The organism is Pseudoalteromonas sp. BSi20652, assembly GCF_000239855.1.
Lineage (GTDB): Bacteria > Pseudomonadota > Gammaproteobacteria > Enterobacterales > Alteromonadaceae > Pseudoalteromonas.
Window position 1 is genome coordinate 107793 of the sequence record NZ_BADT01000170.1, and the last position, 22822, is coordinate 130614.

A 22822-nucleotide genomic window follows, 5' to 3' on the forward strand; every position below is an offset into this window, starting at 1 on the left:
ATTCTTATTGTGTGGTTAAGTAGTGTCGAATTGCCGTTAAAAATGCGCCGCCGTACTTATTTAACTTAGTAAAACCTACACCCGACACTTTTAAAAATTCACTGTCGTTTGTTGGCATAAGCTGCGCCATTTCGGCTAACGTTTTATCATTAAATACTACATAAGGTGGCACATCGTCGGCATCAGCAAGTTCTTTTCGAAGTGCGCGCAGGCGAGCAAAGAGTTTTTTGTCGTAATTAAATTGCGCTAACTTATCTTGATAAACGTGTTTGGCTTGCAGGCGTGGCTCGGCTAATTGCAGTGCGTATTCACCTTTTAAAATTACACGCGCGGCTTCTGTTAATCTAAGTGACGCACCTTGTGTTATATCTTGGCTAAGTAAGCCTTGATGAATAAGTTGACGTAAAATACTGAGCCAAAATTCACTGCTTTTATCTTTACCTATGCCGTAGGTACTTAACTCATGATGATTATTATCGCGGATGCGGCTCGTGTTTGCACCGCGCAGTAATTCAACAATATAACCAAGTCCAAAACGTTGTCCCGCTCTGTATACACACGAAAGTGCTTGCTGGGCGACTAAGGTACCATCAAAGCTTTTTGGCGGATTTAAGCAAATATCGCAGTTGCCACAAGGTTCGCGTTGATATTCACTAAAGTAGTTAAGTAATATTTGACGACGACATGTTTGCGCTTCTGCAAAGCTTGCCATCGCGTTAAAACGTTGTTCTTCTACGCGGCGGCGTTGTTCGTCGTCTATGTCTTCAAAAAAGCGCCTTACGCGACCAATATCAGCTGGATCAAAATACATTATAGCTTCTGCGGCAAGTCCATCTCGCCCAGCTCGACCTGTTTCTTGATAGTACGACTCTATACTTTTTGGAATATCATAATGCAGTACAAAACGCACATTAGGCTTGTTTATGCCCATACCAAAAGCAACGGTTGCGACCACTATTTGTATATCGTCACGGGCAAACCCGGTTTGTACAAATTGTCGTTGCTCGTTACTCATACCTGCATGATAGGCTGCAGCATTAAGTCCTGCATCTGCTATTTTTTCAGCTATATCGTCTACGCGTTTACGGCTGGTGCAATAAATAATACCGCTTTGGCTTTTTTGCTCCTTTAGGTAGCGAAGCAATTGCACCATAGGTTTAAATTTTTCTTCTATGGTGTAGCGAATATTAGGGCGATCAAAGCTGCCAGTATGAATATAAGGCTGTTGTAGTTTTAATTGCTCAACTATATCAAACCGTGTGGCTTTATCGGCGGTGGCGGTTAATGCCATCATTGGGACATGTGCAAAACGTTGCTTTAATTCGTTTAAGCGAAAGTAGTGAGGTCTAAAGTCATGGCCCCAATGCGACACACAGTGCGCCTCGTCAATGGCAAATAAACTTACATTTAAATGCGATAAACGCTCTAAAAATTCGCGTTGTAATACTTTTTCAGGTGCCACATATAAAAGCTTAATTTGCCCCTGATGAAGCTGTTGATACACCAATTGCTGTTCTTCTCGGGCTAAGCTGTTATTAACATAAGCGGCTTTTACCCCGAGAGCCTGCAGTTGCGTTACCTGATCTTGCATGAGCGATATAAGCGGAGATATAACAATAGTGACGCCTTCGAGCACTAAAGCCGGTATTTGATAGCAAACCGATTTTCCGCCGCCGGTAGGCAGTAATACAAGTGAGTCTTGCCCATTTATGGCAGCATCAATAACTGTTTTTTGACCGTCGCGAAATTCACTGTAGCCAAACACTTGTTTGAGGACAGTTTCAGGTTTACGCACAAGCGTACTAGGTGGTGGTGTTAGTGTATTCATTGGCGGTATTTTAGTGGTTTTTTAGCAAGATGTCTTTAGCTGAGTTACTTGATAAATTATTTAAGTGGAGTCTCGTAGTTTTACATTAGGTATGTTCTACTCGTATCGCTAACGTAAACATAGAGAATAATAATGAATAAAGAAATGTTAATTGAACAGGTTGGTGCGATGTTTGTAAATGGTATGCCGTTTAATCAGTTTTTAAAAATATCAGTCGAGTCGCTTAGCCCTGAGCAGGCAAAAATTACGTTTCCGTGGCAGGATATTTTAATTGGCAATCCTGTGCAAAAAATACTACACGGTGGTGTTATTTCAGCCGTACTTGATAATGTAGGCGGTATGCTCGCTGCTGCAAGTGTTATAGATAAATTGATAGATTTAGATATGGTGAGTGTAAAAAACAGATTAGCAACGCTTGGGACAATAGACTTGCGTACCGATTATTTACGCCCAGGCAAAGGGAAGAGTTTTACAGCCAGTGCCACACTTATTCGTTCAGGTAATAAAGTATGTGTATGTCGAATGGAATTACATAATGAACAGTCGGTTCAAATTGCTTTTGGTACAGGTACGTATTTAGTTGGATAAAACCCCTATGAGAAGTAAACTATCGACCTTTTGAATCACTAAGTGTTTATTATGTCGATTGATACCGAGCAGCGTAAAGGTGCTATTTTTGCTTGTCTGGCTTTTTTTATGTGGGGTCTTGCACCAATATATTTTAAGTTGATTCAGCATGTTTCTGCCTTTGAAATTTTAATGCACAGGGTTGTTTGGTCGGTTGTGTTTTTAGTACTGGTCGTAAGTATTTTAAAATATTGGGCGACGGTTAAGCGCATTATTGTGCAGCCTAAGCTCTTGCTCATGCTTGTTATTACCTCAGCATTACTAGGATTTAATTGGGGTTTGTTTATATGGGCTATAAATAACAACCACATGCTTGATGCAAGTTTGGGCTATTACATAAACCCTCTTTTAAATGTGTTACTGGGGATGCTCTTTTTAGGCGAACGCCTGCGTAAGTTTCAAGGTGTTGCTGTAGCACTTGCCTTCACCGGTGTTGTGCTGCAATTAATTAGTTTTGGCTCGTTTCCGGTAGTAGCTTTTTCACTGGCTATATCGTTTGCGCTTTATGGTTTATTACGTAAAAAACTACCTGTTGAAGCTCTGCCAGGAATATTACTTGAGGCGCTTATATTATTGCCAGTTGCACTCATTTATTGGTGGTTAATGGTCCCAACAGCAACGTCGAGCCTACCAGCTAACGACTGGCATACCAATGTATTACTCATTAGTGCAGGTATTGTAACTACACTACCACTGCTGTGTTTTACTGGCGCCGCTAAACGCTTGCAATATACTACACTTGGCTTTTTCCAGTACATAGGTCCAAGCTTAATGTTCATACTGGCAGTGGTATTTTATGGTGAAGTGTTTGATGCGGAGCGTGTAGTAACATTTGCATGTATTTGGAGTGCACTCGCTATTTTTAGTTGGGACTCTTACCATCAATCACGTAAACGTAAAAAAGCGGCTATTACAGCCGCAGAAGTTGTTTAACTAACTACTTTATTTCGACCTGATTCTTTAGCGTCGTAGAGCTTTAAATCGGCCTGTTTTAATAATTCATCAATATGATAAACAGGCCCGCTTGCAAAGCCAATTGAAATAGTAAACTTAATTTTTGATGCGCTAAATTCTTGGCTGTTCGTTTCTACAAAGTATCTAAAGCCTTCAAGGCGTTTAAGCGCTTCTTGCTTGTCTATATCGAGAAAGTAAACGGCAAACTCTTCCCCACCTAAACGAGCAACTAAATGCTTTGTAAAATATTTACTAAAACAAATAGAGAGTCTTTTTAATACTTCGTCGCCTACATCGTGCCCGTAGGTGTCATTAATTGACTTAAAGTGATCAATATCAAGCATCGCTAAAGCACCATCAACTTTAACGTGTTTAATTTGCTTTAATGATTTCTCAGCTTCTTGAAAAAAGTAGCGACGATTAGGCAGGTTAGTTAGGTAATCTGTATTTGCTTGGTGTTTAATTGTGGCTATTTGCTCAAGCATGTCAACGTTCTGGCTCAATCGGCAGTAAAACTCTTCATTGTTAAAAGGTTTGTGCAGATAATCGTTTGCGCCATTTTTTAAAAACAAGCTAGAAAGTCCTATAGAGTCAGAACCCGAAATGCCAATAATAGCTTTTTCATCGTTGCTATATAAACGACGAATTTCACTGCAGAGCTCATCCCCATTCATTTTAGGCATTTCATTATCAGTAATAATGACTGAAATGTCTGGTGATTTTTCGAGCTTTTCCAATGCTTCATGACCGTCTTGAGCTTCAAAAATTTGATATTTGTGACGAACTAATAAGCTACAAATGTATCGGCGTGTCGATTTAGAATCATCAACAACCAGTACTTTTACATTTTCGTTACGGGGTAAGCGCTGCAATTGTTTTTCTAGGTATTGGTACGCTTGTTTATTTTCTTTAATGATGTAATCAATGATTGGGTATTTTTCTACAGTGTCGCGGGTTTTTTTGTCGATGTTACCCGTCATTACAATAGTTGGTATGTCAGCTTTAACAGTGCAGGGTACAGCTTCGCCGTTGGGAGCGTCAGGTAAAATAAAATCAACCACGGCGCAAAAGTAGTTATTATTACTTATAAGCTCTTTTGTTTGTGCTAATGACTTCGCTACATCGACTTCATAACCAGCTTTAAGCGCGATGTGCTTTTGCACTCGCGCCATTGCAGGCGTATCTTCAACTATTAGTATTTTTCGCGTCACGGAACAGCCTTGGTTATATTTTGCAAAAATATTTGCTTATATAAGTTGTAACTGTTAAAACGCAAAAAAGCAAATAACTTAGGTACTTAAAGACTATCGGAGTCTGAGTAATAATCTTGACTTACAGGCGCAGGGCTCGATATTTTTGAACGGCCAAATAAGGTATGAAACTTAGTTTTACAAGTTGTTAGCTTTAAGTATTTTATCCAAGCTCGTTCGATTGGGTTGGTAGGTTCTTGTGAGCCTGTTACGACTGCTACAAACTGTTCTTGATGTTCGTTTTGTGGCTCAATTGTTTTGCTATATAAGCCTCTTAAAACAACACCATGTTGTTCTAATATACTGGCTTCTAATAAGGTGAAGTTTCCGCTGCGGCTAAAACCACGTGGAAAATTCTGATCATCATAAAATTGACGTTGGCTAACAAATGCTTGGCGTAGTAATGAAATGTTATTGCTCATAGCTTTATCCTCATACCCTATTAATTAGCTGGAGTATGATGCAAGTTTGACAATTTATTAAACAAATTATTTTTATCGTGAGGATAAAAAATTGGATATCGATTTATTAAAAACATTCGTTGAAGTAGTGCGTACGCGTCACTTTGGTAAAGCGGCCGAAAACCTTTATATTACGCAGTCTGCAGTGAGCTTTAGAATTCGCCAATTAGAGCAAGGGCTTGGTGTTAATTTGTTTATTCGCCAGCGCAATAATATTCAACTTACCGCACCAGGCGAGCGTTTATTGCCGCACGCACAAATGATTATTACAGGTATGCAGCGTGCCAAAGTGGATGTTGCGCTTGCCGATAATATGCATAAGCAAATTAGCTTAGCAGGAACGCCTAATATTTGGGATGCTTTTTTACAGTTTGGAATAACTAATATTGTATCGGCAATGCCGGGTGTTTCATTGGTTGCTGAAGTTAAAGCACAACAGGAGAGCACTCGGCTGTTATTAGAGCGCACGCTCGATCTTGCAATATTATTTGATCCACCAAAAGTTGATGAGTTAGTAGTAGAGCGAATCTGTGAATTACCAATTATTCCAGTAAGCGGATTCGACACAGCAACGAATGAGAATTTTTTTGATAATCAATATGTATATGTTGATTGGGGAACTACTTTTTCCCTTTGGCACGCACGCCAATTTACAGGTAAAACATCGCCTTACTTTAGAACAAGTACTGGGCGTATTGCACTTGATTTAATACTACAATGTGGTGGTAGTGCATTTATTCCTCAAGTATTGGTGCAAGGGCATTTAGAGAAAGGTGAATTATTTCATGTAAAAAACGTAGAAAATACGTCAAGAGATATATTTGTGGCCTATCATAGAGATAACGAGCAAAAAGAACTAATAGAAACCTTAATAAATTTGCTACCTAAAATAGAGCCTAATGCTTAACAGCTAGTTTTATTCGATAAATATTAGTTTCTAGTGTTCGTGTTGTTTTAATTTCATATTTAATGCATTTTTATTAATTAAAAAAGACATAAATGTTTCCGTTGTAATATTTCTGTCATTTATCGGTGACAAAATGCAGCAGTTTTAAAAATTAGTCTTTTGTGATTATCCAAGGAAATAACATGAAATTTGTAAAATCGAGCTTATGCTTAGCACTATTAAGTGGTTTATCTTTTAATGCAATTGCCGATGTAGATGTATACGGCAAAGCGAATGTAACCGTGCAATCATCTGATGATGGCGAAGGGTCTTTTACTGAAATTAAAAGTAATGCATCTCGCTTTGGCCTTAAAGGTTCTGAAAAAATAACCGATGGTTTAGAAGCAGTATATAAGTTTGAGTTTCAAGTTGACGTAACGGACGCAGACTCAAAAGGCGATGATGATAATATTTCCGCGCGTAACCAATATGTGGGTTTAAAAGGAGCGTTTGGCCAAGTGGTAATTGGGCGTAACGATACTGCACTTAAGCAATCTCAAGGTAAGTTAGATTTATTTAACGACCTTGAAGGCGATATTAAAAATGTCTTTAAAGGTGAAAATCGTTTAGGTAACTCAGTTAGCTATTCGTCAAACTCATACGAAGGTTTTAAAGTGCTTGCTACTTTTATAGCTGAAGATGATGTAGATGCGGATAACGGCTATTCAATGGCGGTTACTTATGGTGACGTTGCACTTAAAAAGAGCGCGGTATACGCGTCAATTGCAGCCGATAGCGAAGTAAATGGCTACGATGTAGTACGTGCATCAATTCAAGGTAAAGTTGAAGGTTTTACATTAGGTGCAATGTACCAAACACAAGAAAAAGTAGACGGCAGCGCAGAGGCTGATGGTTACTTATTAAACGCAGCTTACAGCATGGGTAACAACACATTTAAAGTACAATACCAAGATATGGACTTTGACGACAGCGACGATAAGTCAGCAATTTCAGTTGGTCTTGATCACAAATTAAATAAAAACATTAAAGTATTTGGCTTTTACTCAAGCTTCGATATGGACAACAATGTTGACCAAGACTACGTAGGCTTAGGTATGGAATACAAGTTTTAACTATTCGCTAAATTAGTTAAAACACTCCCTTTTTAACCGTGCTCTTTTGAGTGCGGTTTTTTTTGCTTTAAATTATTTACTTAGCCGCCCATAATAGAGCTTCATTTGGAATGAGGTGCGAGTCCTCGACTGTTCCCGCAACTGTAAGCAGCTGAGCTGTAAGTCAGATACAAATGGTATAATACCAATTTTATTAAAAACATGAGCTTTCTAGCGAATTAAATAACTTATTAGCTTCGTTAAAAATTATTGATATACGACTGCATAGATGCAGGAGGTAGAGCAATGCAGGGAGCAATTAGTGATAACAACTATATGTCATAATTTTCGCCTTGTTATTAAGCTATTTATTTGTCGCAATAATAAATCACTAATTTAATACAATTGGTATAAATTCTTTTAACGAGCGGGTTTACTCATTTTTTCTTGTAGTGCATTAGTATTTTTATCGCATTTTTGGTGAGTTTAACCCTTTCTAGGACTGACTATTGCACACTCAAACGCCATTAAATACACCATTACTAAACGTTAAAAACGTATCGTGGGATATTGGCAATAAAACGATCCTCAAAAAATAAACCTTAAAATAGCCACAGGTAAATTTGTTGGTTTAATTGGCCCCAATGGCGCAGGAAAATCGAGCTTATTGCGTTGTTTATATCGTTTTAATAAACCAACTGAAGGTGTTATAGAATTTAACAACACCGATATTTGGCAGCTAAAAAGTGATGAGTACGCAAAAAAAGTAGCGGTTGTTTTACAAGAAACCCCGTCGCAATTTAACTTAAGCGTATTTGATGTTGTTGCACTTGGGCTAACGCCTCATAAATCGCTATTTAGCTCAATAACTAACATTGATAAACAAGAAATCACCCAAGCTATCAGCACTGTAGGATTAGCAGATCATAGCGATCAAAGCTTTGAATCGCTCTCAGGTGGTGAAAAACAACGTGCCTTGATAGCCCGTGCGATAGTCCAGCAACCTCAGCTATTAATAATGGACGAACCGACCAGCCATTTAGATGTTAAATACCAAATACAGGTAATGGAGCTTGCGAAATCGTTGGGTGTAACGGTGTTTGCATCGTTTCATGATTTAAATTTAGCCTCTGCAATGTGCGATGAATTAGTGGTTATTAAAAACGGTGAAATTACGCATATAGGCACGCCAAGCGAGGTGCTAACCGAAAACATGTTAGGCGACGTTTTTGGTGTCTGCGCCCAAGTAAATAACCACCCGCAAATATCGAAATCGGGAAATAGCATTCCTCATATCACTTACTTTTATGGTTATGAATAATATGAGCGCAGTTGATATTCGCCACTCACTTGCGCTACTTATAAGTGTTTCAGCTGCTTTATTTAGCTTATTTACAGCACTTAGTTTTGGCGCAGCAGAGACCTCACTTCAAGATGTGTTTAATAGCTTTTTACTCTCAAATGAGGCGTCTTTTAATACGCGTATTATTTACGAACTAAGAATGCCACGCACATTACTCGCTTTTTTAGCAGGCTCTGGTTTAGCCATTGCGGGGCTTATTTTACAAACGGTAACGCGTAATCCTTTAGCCGATCCTTACTTGTTTGGTATATCGTCGGGTGCCTCATTTGGCGTGGTGTTACTTATGGCATTAGCAGGCATTAGCGCAGGCTTTATGCTATCTGCAGCAGCACTACTGGGCAGCTTACTCGCCATGGGTTTATTAATACTTATTGCAGGTAGGCAGCAAAGTGCACAGGTAGAATCAATGTTATTAGCTGGCGTTGCTCTATCGTTTTTATTTAGTGCATTTACCAGCCTGTTGCTTTATTGGAGCGATCCTCAGGCGGTGGCCGCTATTTTATTTTGGACACTGGGCAGCTTTGCGCGTGCGCAGTGGGCTACCCTTTGGTTGCCTTTGTTGGTAATTACATTGTGTACGTTTGTAATGCTGAGCTTTAGAAGGCAGCTCAATGCTATGTTACTTGGCGATGAAAGCGCAATTACATTAGGTGTGAGGGTTCAGCGCTTTAGAATACTCATGCTAGTTTTGAGCTCGTTAATTACTGCTGTGCTGGTGGCTATGTGTGGCGGTATTGGGTTTGTAGGATTAATGGTACCGCACATAGTGCGCTTTTTTATATCTCAAGGCTCCATAGCTGGATTACTGGTAACGAGTTTGGTGGGTGGTACATTTATGGTGTGGGTTGATGTGCTTTCGCGCTCCTTGCTAAAAAACCAAGAGTTGCCTGTAGGTGTTATTACTGCTGCTATTGGCAGTGTGTTCTTTTTAAGTTTATTGTTTTTTAGAAAGCGAAAGGTGTAACTCCATGAAAACCTTAATGGTGCAAGGTACTACTTCCGACGCAGGTAAAAGTACTCTAGTTGCTGCCCTTTGCAGGGTGTTTGCTAAGCGCGGGTTAATGGTTGCGCCTTTTAAACCACAAAATATGGCACTTAATAGCGCAGTAACAAAAGACGGTGGCGAAATTGGTCGTGCGCAAGCTTTGCAAGCAATAGCAGCTAAAGTAGAGCCCGAAATAGACTTTAATCCTATTTTACTTAAACCTAATAGCGATACGGGCGCGCAAGTAATTATTCACGGAAAAGCCATTAGTAATATGGAAGCGGGCAAATATCACGACTATAAAAAAGTGGCGATGGATGCAGTAATAACCTCACATAACCGCTTAGCTAAACGCTTTGAATTACTCCTTGTTGAAGGGGCTGGGAGCCCTGCTGAAATAAACCTGCGTGAAAATGATATTGCCAATATGGGCTATGCCGAAGAGGTAGATTGCCCTGTCATTATTATTGCCGATATTGACAAAGGTGGTGTATTTGCACATTTGGTGGGTACCCTTGCGTTGTTAAGCGAGTCAGAACAAGCGCGCGTAAAAGGCTTTGTTATAAACCGCTTTAGAGGCGATATAGGTTTGCTGCAAGGCGGGCTAGATTGGCTTGAAGAATACACAAATAAACCCGTACTTGGCGTATTACCTTATTTACACGACCTTGCGCTTGATGCCGAGGACGCCGTCACTATTGATAATAACGTAACCAACGCCAAAATTAATATTGCAGTGCTACTTGTTCCCCACATTAGTAACCACACCGATTTTGATGCACTGCGTTTGCACCCAAACATTAATATAAATTATGTGCGCCATACCCAAACGATCCCAGATGTTGATCTGATAATTCTCCCAGGCAGTAAAAATGTGCTGGGCGATTTTAACTTTTTGAAAAATGAAGGTTGGGACACTCAAATTAAGCGCCACTTACGCTACGGTGGCAAAGTACTTGGTATTTGTGGCGGCATGCAAATGTTGGGCAATACAATCAACGATCCCGAGGGAGTTGAATCATCATTAAAACAAGTAAATGGGCTTGCCCTGTGCGACTTTGAAACCACGCTGACAGCGCAAAAAGTATTAACTAAAATAACCGCTACACTACTTTTAAACAACCAATCAACACTCTGTAGTGGTTACGAAATACATGCAGGAATTAGCCAAGGTGCAGCGCTTAATAAGCCATTTTTAACCTTTGATGAAAACCACCCACATGGTTTTACATTTGATGGCTTTATTAGTGACGATAACGCCATTGCGGGCACCTATTTGCATGGTTTGTTTGATGAAGCCGATGCTACATCGCAAATTTTAAAATGGGTAAAACCAAGCGCCACAATTAATCCAATTAGTATTGACGATCACCGCGAGCAGCAGTTAGAGCGCTTAGCAACCATGTGCGAAACGCATTTAAACATACAGCAAATTATCTCGATTTATGAAGGGCACAATAATGACTGAACAAAACAACGATAAGCATAAGCAGCGCCAACAAAAAGTAAAAGAACAAGTGGATGCGCGTGTTGCTGCCGCGCAAGATGTAAAAGGTATTTTTCAGGTAATTACCGGTAACGGTAAAGGTAAATCAACCTCGGGTTTTGGCGTTGTAGCACGCTGCGTAGGGCATGGTAAAAAAGCGGCGGTTTGCCAATTTATTAAAGGTACGTGGGAGTGTGGCGAGCGTAACTTATTACAAGGTGCAGGCGTTGAGTTTGTAGTAATGAACACCGGTTTTACCTGGGATACACAAAATAAAGAAGCTGATACCGCAGCCGCCCAAGCTACATGGCAAGAGTCAAAACGTATGCTTGCTGATAGCAGTATTGATTTAGTATTGCTTGACGAGCTTACGTATATGGTGACCTACGGCTACGTTGATTTGGATGAAGTAGTAACAGCACTTAATAACCGTCCGCCCATGCAGTCAGTTATAATTACAGGACGTGCAGCACACCGTACTTTAACAGACCTTGCCGACACTGTAAGTGAAGTGCGTAATGTAAAACACGCATTCGATTCAGGCATAAAAGCGCTTGAAGGATTTGATTACTAATGTTTAGAGCGTTTTTTATTGGACTACTGCTTTTTAGTGTTTCGGGCAGTGCACTTGCAGAGCAGGCTAATGATTCTAAAAAATTGCGAATAATAGCGCTTGCACCACATATAGTCGAAAACCTATTTGCCATAGGAGCGGGCGATAATATTGTGGGTACAGTTGATTACGCCGACTATCCTGTAGAGGCTCAAAGTATTGAGCGCATAGGGGGTTATTACGGTATATCGCTTGAGAAAGTACTCGCGCTTAAACCTGACTTAGTTATTGCATGGAAAAGCGGAAATCAAAGCGAAGATTTAGCCCAAATAGAGCGTTTAGGTATAAAAGTATATTTGAGTAACCCCACCACAATCGACGCTGTAGCCAATGAGTTACTTACTTTTGGTGAATTTACAGGGAATATTAAGCAAAGCCAGCAAGCGGCAAATACATTTAAACAAAAGTTAAGGGGTATTGTTAAAAGCCAGCAAGATAAAAAAAATATAACCGGATTTTATCAGTTATGGGCTGAGCCCATGATGACAGTAAGTAAAAACACATGGATAAATCAGCTGATTGAAACATGCCATGTGAGCAACGTATTTGCCGATAGCGTCACAGATTACCCGCAAATTAGTATCGAAAATGTCATTGTTACCAAGCCACAAGTTATTATTATTCCTGATGAAAAATCAAAAACACTACAGCCGGTTGTTAATTGGCAAAAGTGGCCAGAAGTGCCAGCAGTTAAAAATGATCAGTTTATTAGCGTAAATGCCGATTTATTACATCGTTTTACTGCGCGCATGCTAGATGGGCTTGCGGATATGTGTGATAAAATAGACGCATCACGTAAACAGATTAAGAGTACACAATGAGCGATTGGGCTACGTTTTTAGAAAGTGAATTACAGCAACCTTACATGCAGCAAACGTTAGAGTATGTGGCTAATCGCCGCAATGAAGGTGTTGCTGTTTATCCGCCTGAACCTCAAGTATTTAGTGCTTTTGATGCCACTGCGCTTAATAACATCCGCGTTGTAATTTTGGGACAAGACCCATACCACGGAGAAGGGCAAGCGCATGGCTTGTGTTTTTCAGTATTGCCTGATGTAAAAAAGCTACCGCCGTCGCTTAAAAATATGTACAAAGAGTTAGCGTGCGATATCAGCGGGTTTGTTATTCCTGAGCATGGTTACCTGCAAAGTTGGGCAGATCAGGGGGTATTTTTACTCAATACAGTATTGACCGTTGAGCAAGGGCAAGCGCATTCTCACAAGCATTTAGGGTGGGAGCAATTTACCGATAATGTAATAGCGCATATTAATAAGCACTGCGAAGGTGTGGTATTTATTTTATGGGGCGCACATGCACAAAAAAAAGGTAAAGGTATAGACAGCGCTCGCCATTATGTTTTAAAAGGGCCGCACCCATCGCCACTTTCGGCTCATAGAGGTTTTTTTGGTTGTAAGCACTTTTCAAAAACGAATGAGGTATTACAGGCCCAAGGTGAAAAGCCGATTAACTGGCAAGTTTAGTAACTTTTAAACTTTTTACTTACGATAGAGTTTAGGTTAAGAGATTTTAAAGCACTTAAATTTTTCAACGCATTAAAAAGGCTTCCTTAATACGGAAGCCTTTTTTGTTTAGTTAGAGTGTATTGTACTAAAAATCGAGCTCTTCAATTTCAATACTGTCTGTAAAGTAGTCTAGTTCTTGTAGTTCTTTACGTAAGCGGTGTTTGTCTTTAATCGCTTCTATTTCCCGCCATTTTCTTTTTTTATTTTTTTGAGAGGTTTTCCTTGCTGTATCTGGTCCTTCTAATATCTCTAATATATCGTTTAGGCTATCCATGAACTTCTCCTATTGATTTTATTGACCTCAAGAATACCTATACCACAGGCATAACTAAAATAGAATAAAAAAGTGACAGTTATGTTACATAAGTGTGATTAATTGATGAAGGTTTATACGAAAAGTCTATAAAGAGGCTACGTATTTTAGGCATAAAAAAACGCCGCTATTGCGACGTTTTTTAAAACACGATTATAGCAAATTACATTGCTTTAAAACGCGCTTCTAGTTGTTCTTGTGCATCAGCAAAAGAGCGAATACCTTCAGCCAGTTTTTCAGTAGCCATAGCATCTTGGTTATGTAACCAACGGAACTGTGCTTCTGTTAAAGGCTCTGGCTTTGGCTCTTGTGCAACATCGCTTTGCAGTAAGTATTCTTGTGCGCCTTCAAGGTTACCTAAATCTTCTAAAAGATTAGGGCTAATAGTTAGCTTGTCACAACCAGTAAGAGCAATAATTTCGCCTGTATTACGGAAACTTGCACCCATCACAACTGTTTTGTAGTCATGGCGTTTGTAAAATTCAAAAATACTGCGTACTGACTGAACACCTGGATCTTGTAGCGGATCGGTTGGTTTTTCCATACCGTTAGCAACGTGCCAATCTAAAATACGACCAACAAATGGCGAAATTAGAAATACGTTTGCATCGGCACACGCACGGGCTTGGGCATCGCTAAATAATAAAGTAAGGTTACATTTAGTGCCTTCTTTTTCTAGCTGTTCAGCGGCTTTAATACCTTCCCACGTAGACGCTACTTTAATTAAAATTTTGTCTTTGCTTACACCTTCTTTTTCGTAAAGGTTAAGTAGGGTATGTGCTTTATCAATCGTTGCTTGCGTATTAAACGAAAGACGTGCATCTACTTCAGTAGAAATGTAACCAGGCACAATAGCGCTAATTTCTTTACCTAGTAATACGGCAAAGTAGTCACATGCTAGTTCAAGTTGTTTAGCAGGCTCTTGCTCGGTTTCTTTTGCGTAGCTCCAAGCTTTATCTAGGTAAGGCTTATATGCTTCAATCTCGCTCGCTTTTAATAAAAGCGACGGGTTTGTAGTTGCATCTTCTGGTTGATGCTTTTTAATAGCTTCAATATCACCAGTATCGGCCACAATAGATGAATGTTGTTTTAGCCTTTGTAGAGCTGAAGTCATTTGCTTTCCTCATTCCAAGCAAGTTAAAAGAAAATCTAATCACTCTTAATATATACAATCCATACTGCAACAGTGTGACAATGCTTGATAGGTCTTATGTCCTTACCAATAGAAAAACGGCAATGCATGGGTTATTAAGAGAGGATTTATTTAAACAAAACGTGCTTTTCGTTTCATTTAATGTTGAAATTGACACTAAATAAATTACAAGTCAATAGCTAACTATGATCACTGTTATTTCACCTGCAAAAAATCTTGATTACGAAACGCCCCCCGCAACAGACAAGTTCACTCAGCCTGAGTTACTCGAGCACAGCGAAGCGCTCATGAAGGTATGCCGTGAACTAACACCAGCGCAAATTGGCAGTTTAATGAAAATCAGCGATAAGCTATCTGGGCTTAACGCAGCGCGCTTTAGTGAGTGGGCGCAGCCGTTTACACAAAGTAATGCTAAACAAGCGGTACTTGCCTTTAATGGCGATGTATATGGCGGTTTAGATGCAAGTACGCTTAAAGCTAGCGAGCTTGATTACGCACAAAACCACTTACGTATTCTTTCGGGTTTATACGGCTTATTAAAACCACTTGATTTAATGCAAGCTTACCGCCTTGAAATGGGCACCAAGCTTGAAAACTCACGTGGCAAAAACTTATACGAGTTTTGGGGCAGCGTAATAGCGAATAAACTAAACGACGTGTTAAAAGCACAAGACGCGCAATATCTAGTTAACCTTGCTTCAAACGAATACTTTAAAGCGGTAGATAAAAAAGCGCTTAACGCGCAAATTATTACGCCACATTTTAAAGACTGTAAAAACGGCCAATATAAAGTCATTAGCTTTTACGCTAAAAAAGCACGCGGCATGATGGCCCGTTACATTATAGAGAATAAAGTAACGCAGTTAAGCCAACTTAAAGAGTTTACTGTGGCGGGTTATTACTTTAGCCCCGAGGCAACAGTTAAAGAGCTTGAGCCGGTATTTATGCGCGACGAACAAAATTAGGTTCATACGCTTAAATAAAAAATTGAAAAGCCATGCATTGCATGGCTTTTTTGATGTTGGCGCTATATTTGCAATCTTATCTAATATTAATGAGAACACTAATTAAATAGGTGCAAATAAAATGATCAGTATTCCGTCAGTTGGCGAAGCCGAAAAACTAATAGAAGAAAAGCTCGGAGGGTGGTTTGATGTTGTTATAAGCCACATTCCTAATTTTATAGTAGCAATTGTTATCGCCATTGTGTTTTCAATATTGGCGCGCTTTGCTGGTAAGCTCATGAAAAACGTATTACGTCGCTCCCTCGACTCAACCCAAATTGCCGACTTAATGGCGTCAATATTTAAAGTTATTGTGTTGTGTGTAGGTTTATTTATAGCACTTGATTTTGTTGGTTTAAAAGGCACAGTTACCTCATTACTTGCCGGTGCGGGTATTGTAGGCTTAGCCATTGGTTTTGCGTTTCAAGATATGACCGAAAACCTAATTGCAGGTATCGCCATGGGGATACGTAAGCCGTTTAAAGCAGGTGATGTTGTTGAGTCCGATGACGTGTTTGGTTCAATACATTCAATAAACTTGCGTAACACGCTAATAGAGAGCTTTTACGGGCAGTTGATACTTGTACCTAACAAAGTATTATTTAGAAATGTCCTTAAAAATTACAGCACCTTAGGTGTTAGGCGAATAGAAGTGCCTGTGGGTATTTCGTATGGTGATGATATAGACAAAGCCAAAGATGCCATTGTTAAAAAAATTAACGAGTTTGACTTTGTAATACGCAAAGACGAAACCGCTGTATACGCTGAAGGCTTTGGTAGCAGCAGCATTAATTTATTGGTGTGGTTTTGGATTAAATACCCAGGCGAGCCAGACTTTATGACGGTTCGCCACAAAGGTGTTGTTGCTGTTAAGCAGGCACTAGATGAAGCTGATATTAGTATTCCATTTCCTATTCGTACGCTCGATTTTGGTATTAAAGGCGGTGAAAAGCTCGATGCCATGATAAGCGATAAAATAAGCCAGCAGTCATCAAATAAAGACAGTAGCGACGGTGCTGACTCTAACCAAAGTGAGTAATTTAGTTAAAATTCATTAGGCAAAAGTATTGGGAAATAGTTACTTACCAACAGCGCATTTTTACAGAGTAAAATTGCGCTGTTTTTTTTCATAAACGGATTATTAGCTAAAAGTTTAAATACCTAGTTTGTGTTTATTGAATATCAATTCTAATTAGTTGCGTTTGGCCATGGGAGTATTAATAAGTAAAAGTAGTGTTTATCCACCGACTTCTTTACTACCTTTGCAACACACTCTGAAATAACGCCCTCATCTATTTCAATAACTAAATCATCTTCTTTCAGCCCCGGTAGATCTGCTGAGGAATCTGTGTAAGTTTTTGCAATATTAACTGAGTTAATTTCAAAGCTAAAAGAGCCAAAGACAAACACGCTATCATCAACTCTAAATCTACCCTCTTCAAAATAAGTGTGAGCTATCGTTTTAGGGTGTGGAGTAATTGCATTGCATAGGTTTTATTTTATATTTGTGCGCAGCTGCAAAACTTGCCTTAAACAGAATATAAAAAAGCGCAGCTTGTGTTGGAGTAACAAGCCGCGCTTATGAATTAGTTATAAAAATAGGTTTATGTGGTAGGTATTAAATAACGCTAATTTTGTTACGAATGATTTTAACCCCATCCATATTTTCTAAAAATTTTTGTGCAAGAGCACGTTCAAAGCCTGTTTGCGCTTGACCGTATAATTCTACCTCACCATCTTTAACTACAACGCGGATATTGCTTAATGCAAAGTTAGGATTAGTACGAAGTGTGCTGGTAATCGTTTGCTGAAGGTTAGGTTGAGTGGCTACACTGCTGACTACGGCCATGTTGGTTGCTGCACTTACCTTTGTAGCGCAAGCTAATAAAAATAAACAACAAAATGATACTAAAGCGATAGTTAACTTGAGGCGGTTCACAACTTAATCCTTACATTACGATGAATAGTGCAGCCACTAAATGGAAATTCCATCGGCTAGGTTATCTTGTAGTTACAATTTCGGTGCCACAGTTAACGTACTGAAATATAAGGGAATTTTATTAAGTGGGAATTAAAGTGGGCAAAAATTACATTTAAATGAGTATGAGTTACATGCTTGGGTTACATATGTAACAGGTGCAAATAGCAAAGCCTGTAAGGCTTGCATTAAAAAGCCGACAAGAGCCGGCTTAGTATAAAAATGTTTTAGGTTACTTTTCTTTTTAACCTTAGCCTTTTTCTTGGCTTTCATTTTTACAGGATCTTTACGCTTTTTAGCAGGTGGCTTAGCTTCTTTATGCTGTGGCTCAACACCTTTAATTACACGGCGTTTTAGCTTTTGCTCAACGTAGCGCTCTACTTTATATAAAATACCAATGTCGTGTGCTTCAACTAATGATATTGCAATCCCTTTTTTACCAGCACGGCCAGTACGACCAATACGGTGTACGTATACGTCGGCAGTGCGCGGCATATCAAAGTTAATAACGTGACTGATGTCAGATACGTCAATACCACGTGCAGCTACGTCGGTAGCAACTAATATGCTTGTTTTGCCACTATGGAAGTTTTCCATGGCTTTCATACGTTTGTCTTGTGGCATTTCGCCGCGTAACCACGCCGCTTTTACATCATTAGTTGTAAGTTCACCAATCAATGTTTCTAGACGTTCGCGAGTTTTAACAAACACAATTGCTTTAGTTACGTCAGGATTTTTGAGCGTATTAACTAATAATTCAAGTTTATGATGATAATCGTCGGCTAAATGTACCCATTGGTGAATTTTAGCTTTTTCTTTACGTGACGATTCGGCTTCTAATAGAGCAGGGTCGTTTAATGTTTTTTCAGCAAACCTTTCTACGCTGTCACCTTCAAGTGTTGCTGAGAATAAAAAACATTGGCGACGATTTTTAGCTTCGTCACAAATACGGCTCATTTCTTTTTTGAAACCCATGTCTAACATGCGATCTGCTTCATCAATGATAAGCATTTCTACATGTTCAGCATGAAAGTTTTCGGTTTCTAGGTATTCCATTAATCGACCTGGTGTGGCGATTAAAATATCGTTATTTTTTTCAAAAATTTCTTTATGCGTGCCGTAGTTAATACCGCCTGTTACTACACCAATTTTTAGGTGTGTGCGTTTAGCTAGCAGTTCACATTGTTCATGAATTTGATAAGCCAGCTCACGAGTCGGGGTCATAACGAGTACGCGCGCAAAACCAGGGTCACGACGTGGGAAATCCAGTAAGTACTGAATAGCCGGAATTAAAAATGCCGCTGTTTTACCTGTACCAGTAGGCGCAGATGCTAAAATATCGCGCCCCTGTAGTGCTTCAGGAATAGCTTGTTGTTGAATGCTGGTTGGCGTCTCATAGCCCATTTTATTAATGGCATCGAGTAGCTTGTTATCAAGATCAAATTCAGAAAATTGCATAGAGTGTCTAAAATAAGGGACAATTACCCTGATTATACGCGCTATGCTGCGCTTGGTGAATGAAAAGGTGAAAAAATGTCTGGTTTTGTATTTAAACAATTTAAAGTTGAACACGCCCACTGTGCAATGAAAGTTTCTACCGATGGCATTTTGCTTGGCGCATGGGCTAATTTAAGCGGTGCAAAGTCATTACTTGATATAGGCACCGGCACCGGCTTACTAGCATTAATGTGTAAGCAGCGCAGTAATGAGCTTGGTATAACTGCGGTAGAAATTGACGAAAGCGCCTATACCCAAGCATTACAAAATGTAGCTAATAGCCCGTGGCCAACTATAAGTATTACGCACCAAACTATTCAAAGCTTTAGTAGTGAAGTTAAATTTGACGTGGTTATCTCTAATCCACCGTATTTTAATCACAGTTTAAAAGGCGATAATGCTGCGCGTAATACCGCGCGCCATACCGACGGCTTAAGTTTTGAAGAGTTAATAAATGCGTTTAAACGTTTAAGCCATAGCCGCTCTCGCTTTAGCTTAATACTCCCAAGCGTTGAAGGTGCATTATTTATAGAGCTTGCTACTCAAAATGGGCTTTATTTAAATACTCATTGCCAAGTAAAAGCCACGCCCAACAAAGATATTAGCCGCAGTTTAATGACATTTAGCTACGTAAAAAGCGATATAGAATCATCAATTCTGTGTATTAGAAACTTAGATAATACCTACACTGCTGATTATATAGCCCTATGCAAAGCATTTTATTTGAAAATGTGAAGTAATAAGTCTGATTTAATACTGGTCGATAGTTCTTAATTTGAAATGTGCTTTTAGAGTGTGTTTATAAATCACCTACTATGATTAATTATTAGCAGCCACCATTTTTGCAAGCCAAGGTGTGTTTGCTGCTATTACGCCAGTAGGGCTTTGGAAAACCATTGATGAGGATACAAACCACGCTAATTCGTATGTACGTATTACCCAAACCAACGGTGTATTAAGCGGCAAAGTTGAAACCATTCTTAACCCTGTAAAACAAAACGATATATGCAGTAAATGCGATGATGAGTTAAAAGATCAGCCTATTTTAGGAATGACTATAATCACCGATGTAAAAGCACAAGATGATGGCTTATGGGGAGACGGTGAAATACTCGACCCAACAAATCGTAAAACCTACACCTTACAATTAACTCCGCAAGATGAAGGTAAAAAGCTCGAAGTACGCGGCTACATTGGCTTTTTTACCGAAACCAATATTGGCTAAGAGTTGAGTAAGTTTTACTACTTACTTAATTACTAAACGTTAAATAATTAACCGTTAACTGAAATCATTTTTGCGCTTTGCCTTTCTTACTCACTAAGCCTGCCATATTTAATTGGCATAAAATTTTGAGTAAATAAAAGGGTAAAATATGATTAAGTACATAGTTGCTTTAATAATGCTTAGCACACTGTTAATAAGCGGTGCGGCAAACGCAAAGGATGATGCTGTAAATACGGGTTGGTTTAATAACACGGCTATTAAAGGGTACGACAGTGTTGCTTATTTTACCCAAAATAAAGCCATTAAAGGCAGCGACAAATACACGTTTAGTTATTTAGGTGCCAACTGGCACTTTTCGAGTGAAGAAAACAAAACGGCATTTGCAGAAGACCCAAAACGTTATGCACCGCAATATGGTGGATGGTGTGCTTATGCAATGGCTGATGAGGGGAATACCGTAGGGATAGACCCAGAAGCATTTTATATTCACGAAGGTAAGCTTTACTTAAACTATAGCGAAAGCGTACAGCAAAAATGGTTAAGTAATTTACTGCCATACATTGTGATGGCTGATGGATATTACCCACAAACAACAAACGTGATGACGTTTCAATAAATTACTCATATTATTAGGGTCTGTTGAACTTTGCGGATTAAAATTTGTTCAAACTAGGGGCTATTTAATCGCGGCGCGAGATTTGTAACCTAGTGGGCTAAGTAAAAACCGAGCAACAAAGAGTAAGTAGCCCCTAGGAAGAACCCTTTGGGCAGCGCCTGTTTGGCATTAATGCTACGTTATCGCCCATTTATGGGGAATAACCACACTGCATAGGCTCTGCCTTGCCTAAATACCAAACAGACTGCTGCAAATTTAACCTTAAAAGTTCAACAGACCCTAGTTAAAAAGCCCGCAACTAAACTAGTTGCGGGCTTTTTGCTTTTTATTTATTAGCTTATTAATTAAAGCGTTTCACCGTATTCAGTCATTACCTGTTCAACCCATGTTGCAATGCGGTCGTCGCTTAGCTCGTATTGACTGTCTTCGTCGAGTGCGAGTCCTACAAACTGTTTACCATCAGGGGTTAATGCTTTTGAAGCTTCAAACTCGTAACTACTGTCGTTTGGCCAAAAACCAAGCTGAGTAAATGTTTGCGTATTTATTTCATCGTGTAGCATGCCTAGCGCATCTTGAAACCACTGCCCGTAACCTTGCTGATCGCCCATGCCAAATAAAGCAATGGTTTTACCATTTAGGTTTACGTCGGCTATGTCGTCCCACTTTGACTCCCAGTCTTCTTGTATTTCACCAAAATCCCATGTTGAAATACCAAAGATGATAAAGTCATACTGCTCTGCATTTTTTAGTGGCTCGTCTTTAATATTGTGCAGGGTAACTATATCGGCACCAATAATGTCGCGAATCTTTTCTGCTGCCATTTCGGTGTAGCACGTAGTAGAACCAAAAAATAAACCAATTTGCATCGTATTTATCACTGTGTAATTGCCTGATATGATAGGCTCAAGTTTACCGTAAGGTATTTTTAATTGATACCTTAGCAAAGCATGAGAGCATAATGTGACAACGCTATCTGACGATTCTTTTGAAAATAATAGCAGTATGAGCAGTAATAGCGACTACCTAGAAACCTTTTTAGATAGCCTGTACTTAGAACAAGGCGTAAGCGAAAACACATTAAGTGCTTATCGCAGTGATTTAGATAAGTTTTGCCTATTTTTAAAGGGCGAAAATTTAATGACGGTAACAGGGCTTGATGTTGAAAGTTACTTAGCGCACCGAGTCGATTTAGGTTTAAAACCACGCAGTACGGCACGTAGTATTAGTGCGCTAAAGCGTTTTTATCAGTACTTTGTGCGCGAAAAACTAATTAGCGATACCCCCATGCTAAATATTTCTCAGCCAAAAGCAGGGCAATCGTTACCTAAAACACTCTCAGAGGCTGAAGTAGAGGCATTATTAAATGCACCTAATACAGAAGAGGCGATGGGACTGCGAGATAAGGCTATGTTAGAGCTACTCTATGCAACGGGTTTGCGTGTAAGTGAACTTGTTGGGCTGCGCTTGGAGCAAATTAATTTGCGCCAAGCGGTGGTGTTTGTAAAAGGTAAAGGCAATAAAGAGCGCTTAGTACCACTGGGTGAAGAAGCCATGTATTGGCTTGAGCAATTTTTAAAGGGTGGGCGTGCGCAAATGATAAAACACGCCACCGATTTTGTGTTTCCGTCTAAACGCGGAGTAGGCATGACGCGACAAACCTTTTGGCATAGAATTAAACACTATGCTATTTTGGCAGCAGTTGAGTCTCCATTATCGCCTCATACCATGCGCCATGCTTTTGCTACGCACTTATTAAATCATGGGGCAGATTTACGTGTGGTACAAATGATGTTGGGTCATAGCGATCTATCAACAACGCAAATTTATACCCATGTTGCCAATGAGCGGTTAAAGTCGGTACACGCGCAGCATCATCCGCGTGCGTAAGTTTGAAAGTAAATATCATTAAGCCGGTCAATATATTAAGTATTTTTAGGATAGAGAGAAGT

23 protein-coding genes, 2 pseudogenes and 1 riboswitch are annotated in these 22822 nt (G+C 39.5%); of the genes and pseudogenes, 16 read left to right on the plus strand and 9 right to left on the minus strand.

The annotated features are described in order from the left end of the window. Nucleotides 1-4: 4 nt before the first annotated feature. Entirely contained in the window at nucleotides 5-1828 is a 1824-nt protein-coding gene (gene recQ / locus P20652_RS04730; RefSeq protein ID WP_008170852.1) for a DNA helicase RecQ, read from the minus strand. 132 nt (nucleotides 1829-1960) lie between these two features. On the opposite strand from recQ, the gene P20652_RS04725 reads away from it, so the two are divergent. Both P20652_RS04725 and rarD read left to right on the plus strand, forming a co-directional pair. Next, nucleotides 1961-2416 carry a thioesterase family protein gene (locus P20652_RS04725; protein ID WP_193371789.1) on the plus strand — a complete coding sequence of 152 codons (456 nt, stop codon included), beginning with the start codon at nucleotides 1961-1963 and terminating at the stop codon, nucleotides 2414-2416. A gap of 51 nt (nucleotides 2417-2467) precedes the next feature. After that, on the plus strand, nucleotides 2468-3388 hold the full coding sequence (rarD, locus tag P20652_RS04720) for an EamA family transporter RarD (RefSeq protein ID WP_008170854.1): 921 nt from the start codon (nucleotides 2468-2470) through the stop codon (nucleotides 3386-3388). Here the strand turns inward: rarD and P20652_RS04715 are convergent. Together P20652_RS04715 and P20652_RS04710 are read right to left on the minus strand one after the other, a co-directional pair. Then, on the minus strand, nucleotides 3385-4620 hold the full coding sequence (locus P20652_RS04715; protein ID WP_008170856.1) for a response regulator: 1236 nt from the start codon (nucleotides 4618-4620) through the stop codon (nucleotides 3385-3387). The two genes, rarD and P20652_RS04715, sit on opposite strands and share 4 nt — an antisense overlap. An 86-nt stretch (nucleotides 4621-4706) precedes the next feature. Next, nucleotides 4707-5081, minus strand: coding sequence for a DUF413 domain-containing protein (locus P20652_RS04710; protein WP_008170857.1), 375 nt, complete (start codon nucleotides 5079-5081; stop codon nucleotides 4707-4709). Nucleotides 5082-5172: 91 nt separating this feature from the next. Between P20652_RS04710 and P20652_RS04705 the strand changes: the two genes are divergently transcribed. From P20652_RS04705 to ung, 8 genes and pseudogenes are all read left to right on the plus strand, one after another. Continuing rightward, entirely contained in the window at nucleotides 5173-6027 is an 855-nt protein-coding gene (locus P20652_RS04705; RefSeq protein ID WP_008170859.1) for a LysR family transcriptional regulator, read from the plus strand. Between the two features lie 182 nt (nucleotides 6028-6209). Beyond that, a complete protein-coding gene (locus P20652_RS04700) occupies nucleotides 6210-7139 on the plus strand; it encodes a porin (RefSeq protein WP_008170861.1) in 930 nt (309 codons plus the stop codon). A 61-nt stretch (nucleotides 7140-7200) separates the two neighbouring features. Continuing rightward, a riboswitch (cobalamin riboswitch) is annotated at nucleotides 7201-7333 on the plus strand. A gap of 294 nt (nucleotides 7334-7627) precedes the next feature. Then, a pseudogene (locus tag P20652_RS04695) lies at nucleotides 7628-8439 on the plus strand (ABC transporter ATP-binding protein). Between the two features lies 1 nt (nucleotide 8440). Continuing rightward, nucleotides 8441-9445: an iron ABC transporter permease gene (locus P20652_RS04690; protein ID WP_008170864.1), complete on the plus strand. Its 1005-nt coding sequence runs from the start codon at nucleotides 8441-8443 to the stop codon at nucleotides 9443-9445. A gap of 4 nt (nucleotides 9446-9449) precedes the next feature. Beyond that, nucleotides 9450-10934, plus strand: a complete 1485-nt coding sequence (locus tag P20652_RS04685) for a cobyric acid synthase (protein WP_008170865.1) — start codon at nucleotides 9450-9452, stop codon at nucleotides 10932-10934. Then, nucleotides 10927-11526: a cob(I)yrinic acid a,c-diamide adenosyltransferase gene (cobO, locus tag P20652_RS04680; RefSeq protein ID WP_008170866.1), complete on the plus strand. Its 600-nt coding sequence runs from the start codon at nucleotides 10927-10929 to the stop codon at nucleotides 11524-11526. The genes P20652_RS04685 and cobO overlap by 8 nt, the downstream gene beginning before the upstream one ends. Beyond that, nucleotides 11526-12386, plus strand: coding sequence for a cobalamin-binding protein (locus P20652_RS04675; RefSeq protein WP_008170867.1), 861 nt, complete (start codon nucleotides 11526-11528; stop codon nucleotides 12384-12386). The genes cobO and P20652_RS04675 overlap by 1 nt, the downstream gene beginning before the upstream one ends. Continuing rightward, entirely contained in the window at nucleotides 12383-13045 is a 663-nt protein-coding gene (ung, locus tag P20652_RS04670) for a uracil-DNA glycosylase (protein ID WP_008170868.1), read from the plus strand. The genes P20652_RS04675 and ung overlap by 4 nt, the downstream gene beginning before the upstream one ends. Before the next feature lie 127 nt (nucleotides 13046-13172). Here the strand turns inward: ung and P20652_RS04665 are convergent, their stop codons facing one another. Both P20652_RS04665 and tal read right to left on the minus strand, forming a co-directional pair. Next, nucleotides 13173-13361, minus strand: coding sequence for a DUF3545 family protein (locus P20652_RS04665; protein WP_008170873.1), 189 nt, complete (start codon nucleotides 13359-13361; stop codon nucleotides 13173-13175). Between the two features lie 202 nt (nucleotides 13362-13563). After that, entirely contained in the window at nucleotides 13564-14514 is a 951-nt protein-coding gene (gene tal / locus P20652_RS04660; protein WP_008170874.1) for a transaldolase, read from the minus strand. Between the two features lie 224 nt (nucleotides 14515-14738). Here tal and yaaA point away from each other — a divergent pair, with 224 nt between their 5' ends. Together yaaA and P20652_RS04650 are read left to right on the plus strand one after the other, a co-directional pair. After that, nucleotides 14739-15518, plus strand: a complete 780-nt coding sequence (gene yaaA, locus P20652_RS04655; protein WP_008170875.1) for a peroxide stress protein YaaA — start codon at nucleotides 14739-14741, stop codon at nucleotides 15516-15518. A 121-nt stretch (nucleotides 15519-15639) separates the two neighbouring features. Then, nucleotides 15640-16596 (plus strand): mechanosensitive ion channel family protein, encoded by a 957-nt coding sequence (locus P20652_RS04650; RefSeq protein ID WP_008170876.1) that lies wholly within the window; start codon nucleotides 15640-15642, stop codon nucleotides 16594-16596. 149 nt (nucleotides 16597-16745) lie between these two features. On the opposite strand, the gene P20652_RS04645 is transcribed toward P20652_RS04650, so the two are convergent. The 3 genes from P20652_RS04645 to srmB all read right to left on the minus strand — a co-directional run bounded on the left by P20652_RS04645 (nucleotide 16746) and on the right by srmB (nucleotide 18993). After that, the gene (locus tag P20652_RS04645) at nucleotides 16746-16967 is read right to left on the minus strand and encodes a hypothetical protein (protein ID WP_008170877.1); all 222 of its coding nucleotides are present in this window, start codon (nucleotides 16965-16967) and stop codon (nucleotides 16746-16748) included. Nucleotides 16968-17175: 208 nt separating this feature from the next. Next, nucleotides 17176-17496, minus strand: coding sequence for a BON domain-containing protein (locus P20652_RS18715; RefSeq protein WP_033017755.1), 321 nt, complete (start codon nucleotides 17494-17496; stop codon nucleotides 17176-17178). Nucleotides 17497-17628: 132 nt separating this feature from the next. Further along, nucleotides 17629-18993 carry an ATP-dependent RNA helicase SrmB gene (srmB, locus tag P20652_RS04640; protein WP_008170881.1) on the minus strand — a complete coding sequence of 455 codons (1365 nt, stop codon included), beginning with the start codon at nucleotides 18991-18993 and terminating at the stop codon, nucleotides 17629-17631. 75 nt (nucleotides 18994-19068) lie between these two features. Here srmB and P20652_RS04635 point away from each other — a divergent pair, with 75 nt between their 5' ends. The 3 genes and pseudogenes from P20652_RS04635 to P20652_RS04625 all read left to right on the plus strand — a co-directional run bounded on the left by P20652_RS04635 (nucleotide 19069) and on the right by P20652_RS04625 (nucleotide 20873). Beyond that, on the plus strand, nucleotides 19069-19767 hold the full coding sequence (locus tag P20652_RS04635) for a tRNA1(Val) (adenine(37)-N6)-methyltransferase (RefSeq protein WP_008170883.1): 699 nt from the start codon (nucleotides 19069-19071) through the stop codon (nucleotides 19765-19767). 103 nt (nucleotides 19768-19870) lie between these two features. Further along, nucleotides 19871-20268: pseudogene (locus P20652_RS04630) on the plus strand (DUF2147 domain-containing protein). Nucleotides 20269-20405: 137 nt separating this feature from the next. Further along, nucleotides 20406-20873: a YHS domain-containing (seleno)protein gene (locus tag P20652_RS04625; protein WP_008170888.1), complete on the plus strand. Its 468-nt coding sequence runs from the start codon at nucleotides 20406-20408 to the stop codon at nucleotides 20871-20873. Nucleotides 20874-21217: 344 nt separating this feature from the next. On the opposite strand, the gene fldB is transcribed toward P20652_RS04625, so the two are convergent. Beyond that, entirely contained in the window at nucleotides 21218-21739 is a 522-nt protein-coding gene (fldB, locus tag P20652_RS04620) for a flavodoxin FldB (RefSeq protein WP_007583764.1), read from the minus strand. A 94-nt stretch (nucleotides 21740-21833) separates the two neighbouring features. Here fldB and xerD point away from each other — a divergent pair, with 94 nt between their 5' ends. Beyond that, nucleotides 21834-22760, plus strand: coding sequence for a site-specific tyrosine recombinase XerD (gene xerD / locus P20652_RS04615; RefSeq protein ID WP_008170893.1), 927 nt, complete (start codon nucleotides 21834-21836; stop codon nucleotides 22758-22760). The last annotated feature ends 62 nt before the right edge of the window (nucleotides 22761-22822 follow it).

Bases quoted from the DNA above. Each gene is read 5' to 3' on its own strand.
- recQ (WP_008170852.1), bottom strand. From the start codon at position 1,828: ATGAATACACTAACACCACCACCTAGTACGCTTGTGCGTAAACCTGAA.
- P20652_RS04725 (WP_193371789.1), top strand. From the start codon at position 1,961: ATGAATAAAGAAATGTTAATTGAACAGGTTGGTGCGATGTTTGTAAAT.
- rarD (WP_008170854.1), top strand. From the start codon at position 2,468: ATGTCGATTGATACCGAGCAGCGTAAAGGTGCTATTTTTGCTTGTCTG.
- P20652_RS04710 (WP_008170857.1), bottom strand. From the start codon at position 5,081: ATGAGCAATAACATTTCATTACTACGCCAAGCATTTGTTAGCCAACGT.
- P20652_RS04700 (WP_008170861.1), top strand. From the start codon at position 6,210: ATGAAATTTGTAAAATCGAGCTTATGCTTAGCACTATTAAGTGGTTTA.
- P20652_RS04690 (WP_008170864.1), top strand. From the start codon at position 8,441: ATGAGCGCAGTTGATATTCGCCACTCACTTGCGCTACTTATAAGTGTT.
- P20652_RS04685 (WP_008170865.1), top strand. From the start codon at position 9,450: ATGAAAACCTTAATGGTGCAAGGTACTACTTCCGACGCAGGTAAAAGT.
- cobO (WP_008170866.1), top strand. From the start codon at position 10,927: ATGACTGAACAAAACAACGATAAGCATAAGCAGCGCCAACAAAAAGTA.
- P20652_RS04675 (WP_008170867.1), top strand. From the start codon at position 11,526: ATGTTTAGAGCGTTTTTTATTGGACTACTGCTTTTTAGTGTTTCGGGC.
- ung (WP_008170868.1), top strand. From the start codon at position 12,383: ATGAGCGATTGGGCTACGTTTTTAGAAAGTGAATTACAGCAACCTTAC.
- P20652_RS04665 (WP_008170873.1), bottom strand. From the start codon at position 13,361: ATGGATAGCCTAAACGATATATTAGAGATATTAGAAGGACCAGATACA.
- tal (WP_008170874.1), bottom strand. From the start codon at position 14,514: ATGACTTCAGCTCTACAAAGGCTAAAACAACATTCATCTATTGTGGCC.
- yaaA (WP_008170875.1), top strand. From the start codon at position 14,739: ATGATCACTGTTATTTCACCTGCAAAAAATCTTGATTACGAAACGCCC.
- P20652_RS04650 (WP_008170876.1), top strand. From the start codon at position 15,640: ATGATCAGTATTCCGTCAGTTGGCGAAGCCGAAAAACTAATAGAAGAA.
- srmB (WP_008170881.1), bottom strand. From the start codon at position 18,993: ATGCAATTTTCTGAATTTGATCTTGATAACAAGCTACTCGATGCCATT.
- P20652_RS04635 (WP_008170883.1), top strand. From the start codon at position 19,069: ATGTCTGGTTTTGTATTTAAACAATTTAAAGTTGAACACGCCCACTGT.
- P20652_RS04625 (WP_008170888.1), top strand. From the start codon at position 20,406: ATGATTAAGTACATAGTTGCTTTAATAATGCTTAGCACACTGTTAATA.
- fldB (WP_007583764.1), bottom strand. From the start codon at position 21,739: ATGCAAATTGGTTTATTTTTTGGTTCTACTACGTGCTACACCGAAATG.